General features: G+C 69.7%; 15 protein-coding genes. 12 read left to right on the top strand and 3 right to left on the bottom strand.

All coding sequences use genetic code 11. The annotated features are described in order from the left end of the window. Positions 1–68: 68 nt before the first annotated feature. From CBM2586_RS28375 to CBM2586_RS28355, 5 genes are all read left to right on the top strand, one after another. Complete coding sequence (locus CBM2586_RS28375; RefSeq protein ID WP_115666018.1) at positions 69–872, top strand: IclR family transcriptional regulator; 804 nt, start codon at positions 69–71, stop codon at positions 870–872. Positions 873–989: 117 nt separating this feature from the next. Further along, the gene (locus tag CBM2586_RS28370) at positions 990–1664 is read left to right on the top strand and encodes an alpha/beta hydrolase (RefSeq protein WP_115666019.1); all 675 of its coding nucleotides are present in this window, start codon (positions 990–992) and stop codon (positions 1662–1664) included. 52 nt (positions 1665–1716) lie between these two features. Next, a complete protein-coding gene (locus CBM2586_RS28365; RefSeq protein WP_115666020.1) occupies positions 1717–3339 on the top strand; it encodes an ATP-binding protein in 1623 nt (540 codons plus the stop codon). A 74-nt stretch (positions 3340–3413) separates the two neighbouring features. Beyond that, positions 3414–4007 (top strand): sigma-70 family RNA polymerase sigma factor, encoded by a 594-nt coding sequence (locus CBM2586_RS28360; protein ID WP_115691174.1) that lies wholly within the window; start codon positions 3414–3416, stop codon positions 4005–4007. 53 nt (positions 4008–4060) lie between these two features. After that, complete coding sequence (locus tag CBM2586_RS28355; RefSeq protein ID WP_018005594.1) at positions 4061–4276, top strand: zf-HC2 domain-containing protein; 216 nt, start codon at positions 4061–4063, stop codon at positions 4274–4276. A 64-nt stretch (positions 4277–4340) separates the two neighbouring features. On the opposite strand, the gene CBM2586_RS28350 is transcribed toward CBM2586_RS28355, so the two are convergent. After that, complete coding sequence (locus tag CBM2586_RS28350) at positions 4341–4721, bottom strand: hypothetical protein (RefSeq protein ID WP_115666022.1); 381 nt, start codon at positions 4719–4721, stop codon at positions 4341–4343. 276 nt (positions 4722–4997) lie between these two features. Between CBM2586_RS28350 and czcI the strand changes: the two genes are divergently transcribed. The 4 genes from czcI to CBM2586_RS28330 all read left to right on the top strand — a co-directional run bounded on the left by czcI (position 4998) and on the right by CBM2586_RS28330 (position 11248). Next, positions 4998–5372, top strand: a complete 375-nt coding sequence (gene czcI, locus CBM2586_RS28345; RefSeq protein ID WP_115691172.1) for a cation efflux protein, CzcI family — start codon at positions 4998–5000, stop codon at positions 5370–5372. A gap of 120 nt (positions 5373–5492) precedes the next feature. Further along, complete coding sequence (locus tag CBM2586_RS28340; RefSeq protein ID WP_115666024.1) at positions 5493–6764, top strand: TolC family protein; 1272 nt, start codon at positions 5493–5495, stop codon at positions 6762–6764. Positions 6765–6780: 16 nt separating this feature from the next. Beyond that, the gene (locus tag CBM2586_RS28335) at positions 6781–8064 is read left to right on the top strand and encodes an efflux RND transporter periplasmic adaptor subunit (RefSeq protein ID WP_115691170.1); all 1284 of its coding nucleotides are present in this window, start codon (positions 6781–6783) and stop codon (positions 8062–8064) included. 13 nt (positions 8065–8077) lie between these two features. Continuing rightward, positions 8078–11248 (top strand): CusA/CzcA family heavy metal efflux RND transporter, encoded by a 3171-nt coding sequence (locus CBM2586_RS28330; RefSeq protein ID WP_115691168.1) that lies wholly within the window; start codon positions 8078–8080, stop codon positions 11246–11248. Positions 11249–11264: 16 nt separating this feature from the next. Here CBM2586_RS28330 and CBM2586_RS28325 read toward each other — a convergent pair whose 3' ends face one another. Beyond that, entirely contained in the window at positions 11265–11660 is a 396-nt protein-coding gene (locus CBM2586_RS28325) for a hypothetical protein (RefSeq protein ID WP_115666027.1), read from the bottom strand. Between the two features lie 214 nt (positions 11661–11874). Here CBM2586_RS28325 and CBM2586_RS28320 point away from each other — a divergent pair, with 214 nt between their 5' ends. Genes CBM2586_RS28320 through CBM2586_RS28310 form a run of 3 tightly spaced genes read left to right on the top strand, consistent with a single transcriptional unit; the run spans position 11875 to position 14168 of the window. Continuing rightward, the gene (locus CBM2586_RS28320) at positions 11875–13029 is read left to right on the top strand and encodes a cytochrome P450 (RefSeq protein ID WP_115691166.1); all 1155 of its coding nucleotides are present in this window, start codon (positions 11875–11877) and stop codon (positions 13027–13029) included. 16 nt (positions 13030–13045) lie between these two features. Continuing rightward, positions 13046–13402, top strand: a complete 357-nt coding sequence (locus tag CBM2586_RS28315) for an antibiotic biosynthesis monooxygenase family protein (RefSeq protein WP_115691164.1) — start codon at positions 13046–13048, stop codon at positions 13400–13402. A 10-nt stretch (positions 13403–13412) separates the two neighbouring features. After that, entirely contained in the window at positions 13413–14168 is a 756-nt protein-coding gene (locus CBM2586_RS28310; RefSeq protein WP_115666030.1) for a sulfite exporter TauE/SafE family protein, read from the top strand. Positions 14169–14293: 125 nt separating this feature from the next. On the opposite strand, the gene CBM2586_RS28305 is transcribed toward CBM2586_RS28310, so the two are convergent. After that, positions 14294–15043, bottom strand: a complete 750-nt coding sequence (locus CBM2586_RS28305) for a carbonic anhydrase (RefSeq protein WP_115691162.1) — start codon at positions 15041–15043, stop codon at positions 14294–14296. Positions 15044–15209 lie beyond the last annotated feature (166 nt).

Genomic DNA, 15209 nt, shown 5'->3' with positions numbered 1-15209 from the left:
GCTGGCCGCGGGACCGTTGGCCGGATGCCGCCGTCCGACCCAATGGTGGCAGGCAGCGCTTACGCGTCATGGCAAACAGCATCGTCAACGCCGAACGGATCAAGCCCGGCCAGGGCAAGGCCACGCCTAACCGCTCGCTCGAACGTGGCATTGCCGTGCTGCGTGCCTTCCGTGCCGGCTCGCCCGTGCTCGGCAACAGCGAGATCGCCGAGCGTACCGGCCTGTCGCGCTCCACGGTCAGCCGCCTGACGCAATCGCTGGTCGAGACCGGCATGCTCGAGTACATCCCGAAAGCGCGGGCCTACCGCCTGGGTGTTCCGGTCCTCTGCATGGCGCATGCGATGCGCGACAGCTCGCAGGTGCTCAAGATCGCGACGCCGATGATGGTCGAGGTCGCGATGCAGCACCGCATCAATGTCGGACTGGCGGTGGCCGAGGCCGACGAGATGGTCTACCTCGAGTCGTTCCGCTACAACCGGCGCCAGTCGCTGCGCACGGTGGTGAGCGGGCAGCGCATCCCGATGGCGCTGACCTCCCTTGGCCGCGCGCACCTTGCAACGCTGTCCCCCGCTGCTTTCAGCGCGATGATGCGAGCCCTGGCCGACAAGAACCGCGGCCGGGGCTGGGAAGCGCTGCGCCGGCAAATCGAGGCCGCGGTGGCCTCGGTGCATGCGAAAGGCTACTGCGTCGCGTCATGGCAGCCTCAGGTCGTGGCCATCGCGGCACCGATGCGCTTCGAGGGCTATGCCGTCCATGTGCTGAACGTAAGCGTCGCCACGCCGCTGGATCCCGCCGCGGTCGAGGCGGCCCTCGCGGGGCCCCTGATGAAGCTTGCAGCCGCAATACAGGAGCGGGTGGCGCGGGAAGCATAGGCGTCGATCCATCGATGCAGCCGGATGCGGCTCCGCTGGCGCCGGACGGTGTTTGTATGTAATATACAAAATATCACCATATTGGTGCGGCCGCCAAGCCGCCCGCCGGAGACGCCCATGCTCGACCCGTCCTTGTTCGGCCGCATGTCCTTTGCCGCCGCGGCGCCGCACGCCGGACCGCTGCCCGCCGGGCGCCACCGGCTCGGCGTGGCCGATGAACGCGATGCCGTGCTGTTCGTACCGGACCGGCTGGCATCCCAGGCTCCCGTGCCCCTCATGGTCATGTTCCACGGCGCCGGCGGCTTCCCCGAAAAAGTCCTGCCGCATCTCGAAGCCCATGCGCAGCGGCATCGCTTCCTGGTGCTGGCGCCGCATTCGCTCTATCCCACCTGGGACATCGTCATCGGCGGCAATGGGCCGGACCTGCAGCGGCTGCAGCAGGCGCTGGCCGCGGTGACGTCGCGCTACCGCATCGATCCCCGGCGGCTGGCCTTTGCCGGATTTTCGGATGGCGCCAGCTACGCGCTGTCGCTCGGCATTACCAATGGCGATATCGCCAGCCATGTGATCGCGTTCTCCGGCGGCTTCATGTCGGTGTTCATGCAGACCGGCGTTCCCAGGGTATTTGTCGCGCATGGTCTGGCTGATGAGCAATTGCCCATTGCCAGCGGGCGCGCGCATGCGGCCAGGCTGCGCGCCGCGGGCTATGACGTGGAATACGTCGAGTTCGACGGGCCGCATCTCATCCATGGGCCGGTGGTCGAGCGCGCGATCGATTTCTTCCTGCAGTGAAACCCAGGCGCGCTGGCCGGCGCGGCCACGCCATTGAACGGGAGTGCGGTACATGGATTTCGAGATTCCGGAGGCGCTGATCCACCCCTTGCTGGCGCTGATCGAGAACGGGTCGCCGCTGGCCCGCCAACTGCAGCAGCATGGCGTGTGCCACGGCAATATGCTGGTATCGAGCAAGCTGTTCGACGCGCACGCGCTCAGTTCGCTCTATACGCTCAGCAAGACGCAGAACGAGCGCGCGCTGATGTTTCAGATGCTGGCGCTGGACAATATCTACAACGCGCCGCAGGCGCGCGTAATTCCGGCGCTGGACCAGCTGGTGGCGGGGCTGGCCGCGTACCTGTCGCGCGATGCCATCGACGGCTGGCTGTACCAGCGCAACCGCGACGGCGTGCTGCTGCCCTGGCTGGTGCGCCGCATGCGTTATGTGTTGCCCGAGCAGGGCATGCCCTACGTGGTGGTGGACCTGCTCGCCAATACGATGCAGTCGGCCAACTCGGCGCTGACCGACCACCACCTGCGCCGCTCGGGCATGACCACGTCGATGGTGATCAACCGCGACGATATTGCCAACCGCACCATCCCGGAGCTGCTGGCGGAGTTCGGCTTCTACAAGGAGTGCGCGGAGTTCCGCCAGGAATATGAGTTGCACGCGCAGCGCTTCGTGCGCTGCCAGCGCGGCTTTGGCGCGCAGTTCGTGGCGACGCGCGCGGCGTTCTCGCTCGATGCCAAGGGCGCGGCCGAGCTGATCCCGATCGCCGACGCCGCGGGCGCGCGCTGCGTGAACGACGAAGAGCGGCTGGAGCGCCGTTTCGAGATGACCTGCGACCCGTCGTTCTGGCGCGACGCGGGCATCATGGAGGGCTTCGAGCGCGTGCCGCTGCATGGCTACGTCCACCTGTTCCACCTGGACTGGCACCGCAATATCTGGGTCCATGTGCAGCACCTGGCCGAGTACCGCTACCAGCCCGCACTGCGCGACAAGCTGGTGCTGCCCGCGCACCACCGCGACCTGATCGACATCCTGACCTCGCACATGGACATGCTGGCGCCGGACTTCGTGCCGGGCAAGTCCGGCGGCACCACCATCCTGTGCCAGGGCGCGCCCGGGCTGGGCAAGACGCTCACCGCCGAGGTCTATGCCGAGGTGGTCGGCAAGCCGCTGTACCGCGTGCACTCCGGCCAGCTGGGCACCACCGCGGCGTCGGTGGGGGCCACGCTGATGGCGATCCTGCGCCGCGCCATGCGCTGGAACGCGATCCTGCTGCTGGACGAGGCCGACGTCTATATCCGCCGCCGCGACAACGACCTCGAGCACAACGCCATCGTCGCCGAGTTCCTGCGCACGCTGGAGTACTTCAGCGGCCTGCTGTTCATGACCACCAACCGCATCGGCGACGTCGACGATGCCATTTTGTCGCGCTGCATCGCCACCATCCACTACACCACGCCGTGCCGCGAGGATGCCGTGCGGCTGTGGCGGCTGCAGGCGGCGCAGTTCGGCGCGGCCCTGGACGATGCGCTGATCGACGCGCTGACCGACGCCTACCCCGCCGCGAGCGGGCGCGACATCAAGGAGCTGCTGAAGCTGGCCACGCGCTACGGCAAGGCCAAGGGGATCCCGCTGTCGATGGACGTGTTCCGCCTGTGCGGGCAGTTCCGCGGCATTGGCTGACCGCTGTGGCATACCGGCGAAGGACAGGGCGCGGGTATGATGGCGCATCCGTCCAGGCAACCGCCCGCTACCCGATGAGCCTCGACCCCGCCGAACTCCAGGCGCTACGCCCCTATCTGCTGCGCTTTGCGCGCCTGCAACTGCGCGACCAGGCGGTGGCCGAGGATGCCGTCTCGGACACGCTGCTGGCGGCGCTCGAGCACCCGGAGCGCTTTGCCGGCCAGTCCGCGCTGCGCACCTATCTGGTCGGCATCCTCAAGCACAAGATCATCGACGCGCTGCGCAGCGGCAGGCGCGAGCTCAGGCTGGCGCTGGCCAGCGACGGCGATGGCCAGCCGCAGTCCGACGACGACGCCTTCGATGCCCTGTTCACGCGCAACGGCCACTACCAGGACCCGCCGTCCGACTGGGGCGACCCGGAGCGCGCGTTCGAGCGCCGCGAGTTTTTCGAAATCCTGCAGCTATGCGTGGACCGCCTGCCGGCGCGCACCGGGCGCATCTTCATGATGCGGGAATGGCTGGAGCTGGACACCGAGGAAATCTGTCAGCATTTGCAGATCAGCGCGACCAATGCCTGGGCGATGCTCTACCGGGCCCGCATGCGTCTGCGCGAATGCCTGGAACTGCACTGGTTCGGCCAGCGTGGCCGGCCCGGCAAGGCGGGTTGAGCCCGACGCCGCGCCCACGCCACCGAACCGCCGCCGAGCCGCCACCGACCAACATGCCGGAAACGCCACCTTCCCGCCCGCCGCGCCGGCTGCTGCCGGACTGCGAAGAGGTCCATCACCTGACCATGAAGAGCCTGGACCTGCCGCTGTCCTGGGCGGAGCGGCTGCGCATGCGCTCGCATCTGGCGATCTGCGATGCCTGCACCCGCTTCAGCGCGCAGATGCGCACGCTGCGCGAAGCCATGCACAGGCTGGGGCGAGACGAATGACAAAAGGCCAGCGCTGGCGCTGGCCTTCCTGCTGGTGGTCTCGCTGGCGCCAGGCGTTGGCCGCTCAGGCGCGGGCGCCTTCGCCGTAGGGGTCGAACTTGCCGGCACGGCTGCCTTCGGTAAAGGGGTCGAAGCTGCGCGCGGGCGATGCCGACACGCCGCTGCGGTCCAGCCCTGCCAGGGTGCGGGCGCCGTCGGTGAAGGGATCCGCCTTGCCAGTGCGGGCACCGTCGGTGAAGGGATCGGCCTTGCCGGCGCGGGCGCCGTCGGTAAAGGCGTCGTGGCTGCGGAATTCATAACCATACTTGTCGCCCGGCACGGTGCTGCGGAAGTTGTAGCCGTACTTGTCGCCGGGCAGCGCTTCGCCGGCGGTGGCAGCCTGGGCGGCGCCCAGCGCGGCCAGGGTCAGGAGCAGGGCGGAAGCGAGGCGGGCGGTCTTGGTCATGGTGGTTCTCCGTTAGTTTGTTGAATTTGTCAGAAGGCTTTGCTTTGTGTGCGTGCCGTTCATGTACGGAACTATAGGAGTCAACGGCCCGGCAATGCGGGGATATTGCCGGATGATTTATTCAAAAATACTGAACAAAAGACCAAGGCAGTGGGCGCCGATGCCATGACGCAAATGTAATGACCGCATTGCCGGAATGCCCGCCGCGCCTCGGTTAAACTTGCGGCTCGCTGCCGCGCCCCTGTCGTCATCGCGGCAGCGCCGCTCTCACGATTCATGCAACGGCTCCTCCTCGTCCTCCTTGTGCTCGTCCTGCCGCTCCAGTTCGCCTGGGCGGGAGCCGCCGCGTATTGCGGGCACGAGGTCGCGCTGTCGGCCAAGGCGCATTTCGGCCACCATGAGCACCGGCACCAGGCCGGCAGCAGCAAGCAGGACCAGCCTGCCGACCCTGCGCAGGAGAAGGCCAAGCTCAATCTGGCCGATCCCGACTGCGGCGTCTGCCATATCGCCTCGCTGCCCTTCGCGCCGGCGGATGCGCAGGACGTGTCCGCCCTGCACCGCGTGGAACTGGCGCCGCCGCTGCCGCAGCCCCGCTTCTCCTCGCACAGCGCAAGGGCGCCCGACCGTCCGCAGTGGCCAAGTCTCGCTTAGCCGGCGAGACGACGCTTCCCCCGCTTTCCCGATCGAGTTCCGATCGCCTGCTGGTGCGTCATGAGCGCATGACGCCGGGCGTCTCGCCGAATTTCCCCGGTTTTCTTCTGGTGCAATTCGATGCGAAGACTTTTGCTGCCGCTCGGGCTGGCAGCCGTGCTATCCAGCCCTTTCCCCGGCGTCGCGCAGACGCCGGCCCCCGCCGTGGCGTTGCCCTCGGCTCCCGTGCCGGCCGGCCCAACGCAGCCGGCCGGGATCCTGACTCTCGATGCCGCGCTGGCGCTGGCTGAGGCCGGCAGCTTCACGCTGTCCGCCGCCGGCAAGGAACTCGACGCCACCGAAGGCGACCTGATCCAGTCGCGCGTGCTGCCCAATCCGGAGCTGGCGGTGTCGATGGAAGACACGCGCAAGGCGTCGCGCTCGACCACCGGCCAGGTCAACCTGCCGCTCGAGCTCGGCGGCAAGCGCGCCGCGCGCATCGGCCTGGCCGAGCGCGGGCGCGAACTGGCGCAGGCCGAGCTGGGCAGCACCCGGGCCGAGCTGCGCGCCGCGGTGATCGCGCGCTTCTTCGGCGTGCTGGTGGCGCAGGAGCGCGTGCGGCTGGCCGAAGGCTCGCTCGGCATCGCCGGCCAGGCCGCCGACGCCGCCGGCCGGCGCGTGGCCGCCGGCAAGGTGGCGCCGCTCGAAGCCACGCGCGCCAGGGTGGAGCAGGCTAACGCCGAGCTGGAGCTGGCCGAGGCCACCGGCGCGCTGCAGACCGCGCGGCAGTCGCTGGCGGCGCTGTGGGGCGAAAGCGTGCCGCGCTTTGCGCAGGCGCAGGGCGATCTTGATGCGCTGCCGTCGCGGCCCGCGCCGGCGGCGTTGCAGGCCGCGCTGGCGGACTCGCCGCTGCTCGAGGCCAGCCGCCTGACGGCGGAGCGCAGCCGTGCCGAAGTGGCGGTGCAGCGCAGCCGCCAGTATCCCGACGTGACCGTGAGCCTGGGCGCCAAGCGCGACAACGAGGCCAACCGCAACATGGCGGTGCTGGGCGTGGCGATTCCGCTGCCGCTGTTCGACCGCAACCAGGGCAACCTGTACGCGGCGCTGCGCCGTGCCGACCGCGCGCAGGACGCGCACGCCGCCACGCGCGTGCGCCTGCAGGGCGAACTGCAGCAGGCTTCGACGCAGCTGTCGGTGTCGCGCGCCGCGGCGCAGACGCTGCAGGCCTCGGTGCTGCCGGCGGCGGAACAGGCCTACGCCGCCGCGTCGCGCGGGTTCGAGGCCGGCAAGTTCAATTTCCTCGACGTGCTGGACGCCCAGCGCACGCTGTTCCAGGCGCGCATCCGCTACCTGGACGTGCTGGCCCGCACCTATGACGCGGCGGCCAGCATCGACCGCATCCTCGGACACTGATACGGAAGCTGCAGACATGGCAATGAGCAAGCAACAACGGGCCGCCGTGGTGGCCATCCTGGTCGCGGGGCTGCTGGGCGGCGCCGCGATCCTGCTTACCGGCAAGGGCGGCGGCGCCGGCGGCGAGGCCGCGCACGGGCATGCCGGACACGGCGACGAGCACGGGCACGAGCACGGCGAGGAAGGAGGCAAGGCGGAGACCAAGGCGGGCGCGCATGCCGACGCCAGCGCGCCGGCGGTGCGACCGCAAGCCGAAGGCAAGCCGCACGTGATCGCGCTGACGCCCGCGCAGATCGAACAGGCGGGCATTGGCATGGCCACCGCCGCCGCCGCGGCGCTGCGCAGCAGCGTCGACTTCCCCGGCGAGATCCGCTTCAACGACGACCGCACCGCGCACGTGGTGCCGCGCGTCGCGGGGGTGGCGCAGGCGGTGCCGGCCAACCTTGGCCAGCCGGTGCGCAAGGGCGAGGTGCTGGCGCTGATTGCCAGCACCTCGGTGGCGGAGCAGCGCAGCGAACTGCTGGCCGCGCAGAAGCGCGAGGCGCTGGCGCGGGCCACCTATGCGCGCGAGAAGACGCTGTGGCAGGAGAAGATCTCCGCCGAGCAGGACTACCAGCAGGCGCGCACCGCGCTGGAGGAGGCGCAGATCGCGGTGCAGAACGCGCGCCAGAAGCTCACCGCGATCGGCGCCGCCGAGCGCGGCGGCGCCGGCGGCGCGCTGAACCAGTTCGCGCTGCGCGCGCCGTTCGACGGCATCGTGGTCGAGAAGCACCTGGCGCTGGGCGAAGCGGTCAAGGAAGATGCCAGCGTCTTCACGGTCTCGGATTTGAGTTCGGTATGGGCCGAGTTCGTGGTGTCCGCGCGCGACCTGGACCGCGTGCGCGTGGGCGAAGCGGTCACGGTGCGCTCCAGCGCTTCCGCAACCCAGTCCGAAGGCAAGGTGTCCTACGTCGGCGCCTTGCTGGGCGAGCAGACCCGCACCGCCAAGGCGCGCGTGACGCTGGCCAATCCGGGCATGGCGTGGCGGCCGGGGCTGTTCGTCACGGTCAGCGTGCGCGGCGCGCCGGAGCAGGTGCCGGTGACGGTGGCGGCCGACGCGGTGCAGCAGGTCGACGGCCAGAGCGTGGTGTTTGTCGCGGTGCCGGACGGGTTTGCGGTGCAGCCGGTCCAGACCGGGCGCAGCGACGGCAAACTGGTCGAGGTGGCCCGCGGCCTGCAGGCCGGCGCGCGCTACGCCGCGGCCAACAGCTTCATCCTCAAGTCCGAGCTGGGCAAAGCCAGCGCCGGGCATGAGCACTGAGCGGGAGGCGCGCATGTTCGAACGCCTGATCCGCTTTGCCATCGCGCAACGCTGGCTGGTGCTGCTGGCGGTGCTGGGCATGGCCGCGCTGGGTCTGTACAGCTACACCCGGCTGCCGATCGACGCGGTGCCCGATATCACCAACGTGCAGGTGCAGATCAACACCGCCGCGCCCGGCTATTCGCCGCTGGAGACCGAGCAGCGCATCACCTACCCGGTCGAGACCGTGATGGCGGGCCTGCCCGGCCTGGAGCAGACCCGCTCGCTGTCGCGCTACGGGCTGTCGCAGGTGACGGTGATCTTCCGCGACGGCACCGATATCCACTTTGCGCGCCAGCTGGTCAACCAGCGCATCCAGGAGGCGCGCGACCAGCTGCCGCCCGGCATCACGCCCGCGATGGGCCCGATCTCGACCGGGCTGGGCGAGATCTACCTGTGGACGGTCGAGGCCGAGCCCGGCGCGCGCAAGCCCGATGGCGCCGCCTACACGCTGTCCGACCTGCGCGAGATCCAGGACTGGGTGATCAGGCCCCAGCTGCGCAACGTGCCGGGGGTGACCGAGGTCAACGCCATCGGCGGCCATGCGCGCGCCTACGTGGTGGCGCCGGACCTGGAACGCATGGCGTCGTACGGGCTGGCGCTGGCCGATGTGGTCGGCGCGCTGGAGAAGAACAACGACAACGTCGGCGCGGGCTATATCGAGCGTCGCGGCGAGCAATACCTGGTGCGCGTGCCGGGCCAGGTGCGCTCGCTCGAAGAGATCGGCGAGGTGATCGTCGGCAACGCGCAGGGCCAGCCGATCCGCGTGCGCGACGTGGCCACGGTGCAGACCGGCGGCGAGCTGCGCACCGGCGCGGCCACCGAGAACGGCCGCGAGGTGGTGCTGGGCACCGTGTTCATGCTGATCGGCGAGAACAGCCGCGCGGTGTCGCAGGCGGTGGACCGCAAGATGGCCGAGATCAACCGCACCCTGCCGACGGGGGTGAAGGCCGTCACCGTGTACGACCGCACCACGCTGGTCGACAAGGCCATCGCCACGGTCAAGCAGAACCTGCTGGAAGGCGCGGTGCTGGTGATCGCCATCCTGTTCCTGTTCCTGGGCAACCTGCGCGCGGCGCTGATCACCGCGCTGGTGATCCCGCTGTCGATGCTGTTCACCTTCACCGGCATGGTTCACTACCGCATCAGCGCCAACCTGATGAGCCTGGGCGCGCTGGACTTCGGCATCATCGTCGACGGCGCGGTGGTGATCGTCGAGAACTGCGTGCGCCGGCTGGCGCATGCGCAGGCCAGCCAGGGGCGCGCGCTCACGCGCGCCGAACGCCTGCAGGAAGTCTTTGCCGCCGCGCGCGAGGCGCGCCGCCCGCTGCTGTACGGCCAGCTGATCATCATGGTGGTGTACCTGCCGATCTTTGCGCTCACCGGGGTCGAGGGCAAGATGTTCCATCCGATGGCCTTTACCGTGGTGCTGGCGCTGCTGGGGGCGATGGTGCTGTCGGTGACCTTCGTGCCCGCGGCGGTGGCGCTGTTTATCGGCAACCGCGTGGCCGAGCGCGAGAACCGGCTGATGGCGTGGGCGCGCCGCCGCTACGCGGTGCTGCTGGAGCGCGCGCTGGCTGCGACGCCGGTGGTGCTGGCCGGTGCCGGAGTGGCCGTGGTGCTGTGCCTGGCGATCGCCACGCGCCTGGGCAGCGAATTCGTGCCCAGCCTCAACGAAGGCGACCTTGCGGTGCAGGCGCTGCGCATACCCGGCACCAGCCTGACGCAATCGGTGGCGATGCAGCAGCAGGTCGAAACCGCGCTGAAAGCCAGGTTCCCCGAGATCGAGCGCATCTTTGCCCGCACCGGCACCGCGGAGATTGCCTCGGACCCGATGCCGCCGAACATCTCGGACGGCTACATCATGCTCAAGCCCGAGTCGCAATGGCCCGAGCCGCGTCGCACGCGCGACGCGCTGATCGCCGCGATCCGGGCTGAAGTCGGCAAACTGCCGGGCAACAACTACGAGTTCTCGCAACCGATCCAGCTGCGCTTCAACGAGCTGATCTCGGGGGTGCGCTCGGACGTGGCGGTCAAGGTGTTCGGCGACGACAACGCCGTGCTGGAGCAGACCGCCGGGCGCATCGCCGCGGTGCTGCAGGGCATTCCCGGTGCGGCCGAGGTCAAGGTCGAGCAGACCACCGGGCTGCCGATGCTGACGGTGCAGATCGACCGCAACCAGGCCGCACGCTACGGGCTGAACCTGAGCGATATCCAGGACGCGGTGTCGATCGGCATCGGCGGCAAGGTGTCCGGCACCTTCTTCAGCGGCGACCGGCGCTTCGATATCGTGGTGCGCCTGCCCGAGGCCGTGCGCGCCGACGTGGACGCACTGCGGCGCCTGCCAGTGGCGCTGCCCAGGGAAGCCGGGGCGCGCACCAGCTATATCCCGCTGAGCGAGGTCGCCAGCGTGGAGATGGCGCCGGGCCCCAACCAGGTCTCGCGCGAGAACGGCAAGCGCCGCATCGTGGTCAGTGCCAATGTGCGCGGGCGCGATATCGGCAGCTTCGTGCCCGAGGCCGAGGCCGCCATCCGCGCGCGCGTGGCCATCCCCGCCGGCTACTGGACCAGCTGGGGCGGGACCTTCGAGCAGTTGCAGTCCGCCACCGCGCGGCTGCGCGTGGTGGTGCCGCTGGCGCTGGGACTGGTGTTCGTGCTGCTGTTCGCCATGTTCGGCAACGTCAAGGACGGGCTGCTGGTCTTCACCGGCATTCCGTTCGCGCTGACCGGCGGCATCCTGGCGCTGTGGCTGCGCGGCATCCCGCTGTCGATCTCGGCGGCGGTGGGCTTTATCGCGCTGTGCGGGGTCGCGGTGCTCAACGGGCTGGTGATGCTGTCGTTCATCCGCTCGCTGCGCGAAGCCGGCCATGGCCTGGACCACGCCATCCGCGAGGGCGCGCTGACGCGCCTGCGCCCGGTGCTGATGACGGCGCTGGTGGCCTCGCTCGGCTTCGTCCCGATGGCGCTGGCCACCGGCACCGGCGCCGAGGTGCAGCGCCCGCTGGCGACGGTGGTGATCGGCGGCATCCTGTCGTCGACGGCGCTGACGCTGCTGGTGCTGCCGGTGCTGTACCGGCTGGCGCATCGCAACGATGCGCCGGCGGCGGCGCGCGCCGATGGGCAGGTGGCGGCGATGGAGAGGTGACGAGCGCGCCCGGCGGCTATTGCGGCGTGCCGGGCAGCGCGCCGGGCGTCAGCACGCTCCATCCCGAGACTCCGCTCGAGGAGGTGCGGCGCTGGCTGGTGAGGACTCCGTTCGGGTCGAACTCGAACAGCACCGTCGAAGCGCGGATCGCGCCGCCCGCAAACAACGGCCCGATGATGGGGATGAAGCTCTCGGGGTGGGGATGCGAGGTGGCGAACGAGTAGACCAGGATGGTCGAGCCGTCGCGCAACGTTGCCTGCGACGAAGGCGGGCCGAGCTGCGAGGTGACGTCGCCAAGCGTGGAGAAGCCGGGCAGGAAGTTCGACATGTGCTCGGGCTTCACGTCGACGCCGGTGGAGACGCACGCCGTCAACATGAGGCCGGCCACAACCACTGCGTGAACACGCTTCATGTCGTCACCCGCCGTACCTGGTAGGGCGTGGCCGCGCAAGGCGCCCGGCACGCCATGCTCAAAGCATATACAACCAGGCGCCGGCCCGCAGCGTGGCTGCCTGCATTCGACCCTTCACGCCACCGTGAAGCTTCCGGCCCGGCCGCGGCGGCATGATGCCGATGTGCGCCCGAGCTTGCGGCGCAGCCCGCCAACACATGCGATTCGCGCCGCCATGCCAGAGACCATCACCGCTAACTTCACCGGGATCGACCCGCTCAGCGCCGTCACGCATCCCGACCCCTATCCCTACTACCGTGAACTGGCCGCCACCCGGCCTTTCTTCCAGGAGCCGCGCCTGGGCTTGTGGGTGGCCGCCGGGCCGCGCGAAGTGGCGGCGCTGCTGGCCCATCCCGACTGCCGCGTGCGTCCGCCCGCGCAGCCGGTGCCGCCGGCGCTGGCCGGCACCGCCGCCGGAGCCCTGTTCGGCCGGCTGATCCGGATGAACGAGGGCGCCGCGCATGCGCCGCTCAAGGCGCTGCTGATGCCGATGCTGGCGGCGGTGGATCCGGGCGTCGCGGCGCAACGGGCCGGTGCGATGGCCCGGGTGCTGGATGCAGGCGAGGCAGCGCACGCGGCCATGCCGGCCGCGTCGGTCAATCGCTGGCTGTTCGCCTTGCCGGTTGTCAGCTTGGCAGCGGTGCTCGGCCTGCCGCTCGCGCGCGACTGCGGCATGGCGCTCGAGGGCGCGCGGCAGGTGGCGGCCTTCGCCGCCGCCCAATCGCCACTGGCGGACGCGGACACCGTGCGCGCCGGCACCGGGGCGGCGCGGTGGCTGGGCACGTGGCTGGCCTCGTCGCTCGCCGGCAGCGTAGCGGCTGATGGCCCGCTGCCGGCGCTGCAACATGCGGCACAGGCCGCCGGCATCGAGGCGCGGGCGGTCGCCGCCAATATCATCGGCTTGCTGGTCCAGGCCTGCGAAGCGACTGCGGGGCTTGCGGGCAATACTCTGCTGTGGCTGGGCCGCAATCCATCGGCCGGCGGGATGCCGTTGCAAGGCGTGGTGGCGCGCGTCGCGCAGGACGACCCGCCGGTGCAGAATACGCGCCGATTTCTTGCTGCGGATAGCGAGCTTTGCGGCCACGCCGCCAAGGCCGGCGACACAGTACTGGTGCTGCTGGCCGCGGCTTCGTGCAGCGGCCTTGCCGACGATGCGCGGGCGTGGACTTTCGGCCACGGCCGCCATGCTTGCCCCGGTGACCGGCTGGCGCAGGCGCTGGCTGCGGCGACGGTGTCGGCGCTGCGCGCGCGGGGCGCCGAGCCGGCTGCGCTGGCGCGCGCCTTCCGCTATCGTCCGTCGCTGAGCGCGCGCATCCCCCATTTCCTTTGATCCCACGGAGGCAACCATGATCGCCGTCATTTTCGAAGTCGAGCCCGCGCCGGGCCGGCAGGACACCTACCTCGACATCGCCGCGCAGCTGCGCCCGCAACTCGAGGCCATCGATGGCTTTGTCTCGGTCGAGCGCTTCCAGAGCCTGACCAATCCCGGCAAGCTGCTGTCGCTGTCGTTCTTCCGCGACGAGGCCGCGGTGATCGCCTGGCGCAACACGCTGGCGCATCGCCAGGCGCAGGCCGCCGGGCGCGGCGGCGTGTTTGCCGGCTACCGGCTGCGCGTGGCGCAGGTGCTGCGCGACTACGGCCTCGATGCGCGCGCCGAAGCGCCGGCGGACAGCCGTGCGGTGCACGACCGCGACGCTGGCTGAAGGTGCGGCGATGACGATGGAATCGATCAGCGCGCAGGCCGCGTTTATCGGCCTGACCTTCCTGCTGGCGGGGTTCGTCAAGGGCGTGGTCGGGCTGGGTTTGCCCACGGTCGCGGTGGGCATGCTGGGGCTGGTGATGCCGCCCGCGCAGGCGGCGGCGCTGCTGGTAGCGCCGTCGATGGTGACCAACGTGGTGCAGCTGTTCAGCGGACCGCGCTTCGGCCTGCTGGTGCTGCGCCTGTGGCCGATGCTGGCGGCGATCTGCGCCGGCACCTGGCTGTGCGCGGCACTGGTGCCGGCCGGCCTGATGACGCACGCGACTTCGGCCCTGGGTGTCGCGCTGGTGCTGTACGCAGTGGTGGGTCTGGCCGCGGTAAAGCTGACGGTGCCGGCCGGCGCCGAACGCTGGCTTGGGCCGCTGGTCGGGCTGGTCACGGGCGGCATCACCGCGGTCACGGGCGTGTTCGTGATTCCGGCGGTGCCCTATCTGCAGGGGCTGGGGCTGGACAAGGAAAGCCTGGTGCAGGCGCTGGGCTTGTCGTTCACGGTGTCGACCGTGGCGCTGGCGGTCAGCCTGGCGCTGGGCGGGGCGCTGCTGCATATGCCGGTGCTGGGCGCGTCGGCGCTGGCGCTGGTGCCCGCGCTTGGTGGGATGTTTCTGGGGCAATGGCTGCGCCAGCGCATCAGTGCCGAACGCTTTCGCAAGTTGTTTTTCTGCGGGTTGCTGGTGTTGGGTGGGGAACTGGCGATGCGTGCAGTGTCGTGAAGAGTTGCAACAGGTGTTGGTAAGCCTCCAGTACTTCGCCATGCCGCTGGTTTTCTTCCCTCTCCCGCGAGCGGGAGAGGGAGTACCCAAGCGGCGTTGAAGACTTGCTAGCAGGCCGCGGTCTCTCAGCGGCTGACCTGCACCGTCCGGCCATTCAGCGGCTGCACCGGCCGCGCGTTCATCGGATAAAGCCGGCGGAATGCCGCCAGCTGCGCCGGCGAGACTTCCACGGGGGTCTTGAGCACCTGCCAGCGCACGTCCTCGCTGCACGGCGGCGTCGTCAGTGAACCGGTGAAGGCCCAGTAGGCCTGCTGCGCCGGCAGCAGCGCTGCCACGTCCAGCGGCGCGGCGAGTTCGCGCGACTCTCCGGCGTGGGCCGGCAGGCTGGCGAAGACCGGCTTGAGCGCGGCGTTCTCGCGGCCCGACTTGAACAGCACGGCCACCACCGCCAGCTTGCCTTCGGCATTCTGGTGCACCAGGTGCGCCACCAGCGGATAGGTCTTGCCATTGACCTTCTCTTCGCTGGGCGTGTGGAAGTGGAACTGCAACAGCTTGTACGCCACGCCGTCCAGCTCGATCTGTCCCGCCGCCGGCAGGTTGACCTGCACGGTATGGCCGTTGTTGACCACGGTGCCGGGCGCCGCGGCGTAGCCGAAGCCGATCGGCTTCAGGTCTGCGGCGCGCGCCTTGCCGGTGCGGATGTCGATCGGCGACTGGTGCTTGCCCAGCGCGCAGGTCTGGTAGGCCTGGTCCAGCTCGGCCCAGTGGCTGGTGCCGGTGGGTCCGGTGTAGCTCCAGTGCGTCTCGTTGCCGGCCCATGCGGACGAAGCCAGCAAGGCGGCGCAAACCGTGAAAAGCGGCAGCTTGGTGTTCATGTATCGATGCGTCCTCGTGTTGACAAACCCCTTGTTTTCCGACGTGGTGTTATCGATCTGTCCCAGTCTTGAGTGCCGGGTCGTACCCCGGCCGGAAATCATGCAGCAAAACTGCCGGCCGGCGAACAAGGCATTGCTGAATTCCGGTCTGCACTGCGCTTAACGC

Source organism: Cupriavidus taiwanensis, assembly GCF_900250115.1.
GTDB lineage: Bacteria > Pseudomonadota > Gammaproteobacteria > Burkholderiales > Burkholderiaceae > Cupriavidus > Cupriavidus taiwanensis_B.
The sequence above is the reverse complement of the archived record's forward strand: the minus strand, read 5'-3'. Positions and strand labels throughout refer to the sequence as shown.

Coding starts and splice junctions, on each gene's coding strand:
- CBM2586_RS28375 (WP_115666018.1), top strand. CDS start 69: ATGGCAAACAGCATCGTCAACGCCGAACGGATCAAGCCCGGCCAGGGC.
- CBM2586_RS28370 (WP_115666019.1), top strand. CDS start 990: ATGCTCGACCCGTCCTTGTTCGGCCGCATGTCCTTTGCCGCCGCGGCG.
- CBM2586_RS28365 (WP_115666020.1), top strand. CDS start 1,717: ATGGATTTCGAGATTCCGGAGGCGCTGATCCACCCCTTGCTGGCGCTG.
- CBM2586_RS28360 (WP_115691174.1), top strand. CDS start 3,414: ATGAGCCTCGACCCCGCCGAACTCCAGGCGCTACGCCCCTATCTGCTG.
- CBM2586_RS28355 (WP_018005594.1), top strand. CDS start 4,061: ATGCCGGAAACGCCACCTTCCCGCCCGCCGCGCCGGCTGCTGCCGGAC.
- CBM2586_RS28350 (WP_115666022.1), bottom strand. CDS start 4,721: ATGACCAAGACCGCCCGCCTCGCTTCCGCCCTGCTCCTGACCCTGGCC.
- czcI (WP_115691172.1), top strand. CDS start 4,998: ATGCAACGGCTCCTCCTCGTCCTCCTTGTGCTCGTCCTGCCGCTCCAG.
- CBM2586_RS28340 (WP_115666024.1), top strand. CDS start 5,493: ATGCGAAGACTTTTGCTGCCGCTCGGGCTGGCAGCCGTGCTATCCAGC.
- CBM2586_RS28335 (WP_115691170.1), top strand. CDS start 6,781: ATGGCAATGAGCAAGCAACAACGGGCCGCCGTGGTGGCCATCCTGGTC.
- CBM2586_RS28330 (WP_115691168.1), top strand. CDS start 8,078: ATGTTCGAACGCCTGATCCGCTTTGCCATCGCGCAACGCTGGCTGGTG.
- CBM2586_RS28325 (WP_115666027.1), bottom strand. CDS start 11,660: ATGAAGCGTGTTCACGCAGTGGTTGTGGCCGGCCTCATGTTGACGGCG.
- CBM2586_RS28320 (WP_115691166.1), top strand. CDS start 11,875: ATGCCAGAGACCATCACCGCTAACTTCACCGGGATCGACCCGCTCAGC.
- CBM2586_RS28315 (WP_115691164.1), top strand. CDS start 13,046: ATGATCGCCGTCATTTTCGAAGTCGAGCCCGCGCCGGGCCGGCAGGAC.
- CBM2586_RS28310 (WP_115666030.1), top strand. CDS start 13,413: ATGACGATGGAATCGATCAGCGCGCAGGCCGCGTTTATCGGCCTGACC.
- CBM2586_RS28305 (WP_115691162.1), bottom strand. CDS start 15,043: ATGAACACCAAGCTGCCGCTTTTCACGGTTTGCGCCGCCTTGCTGGCT.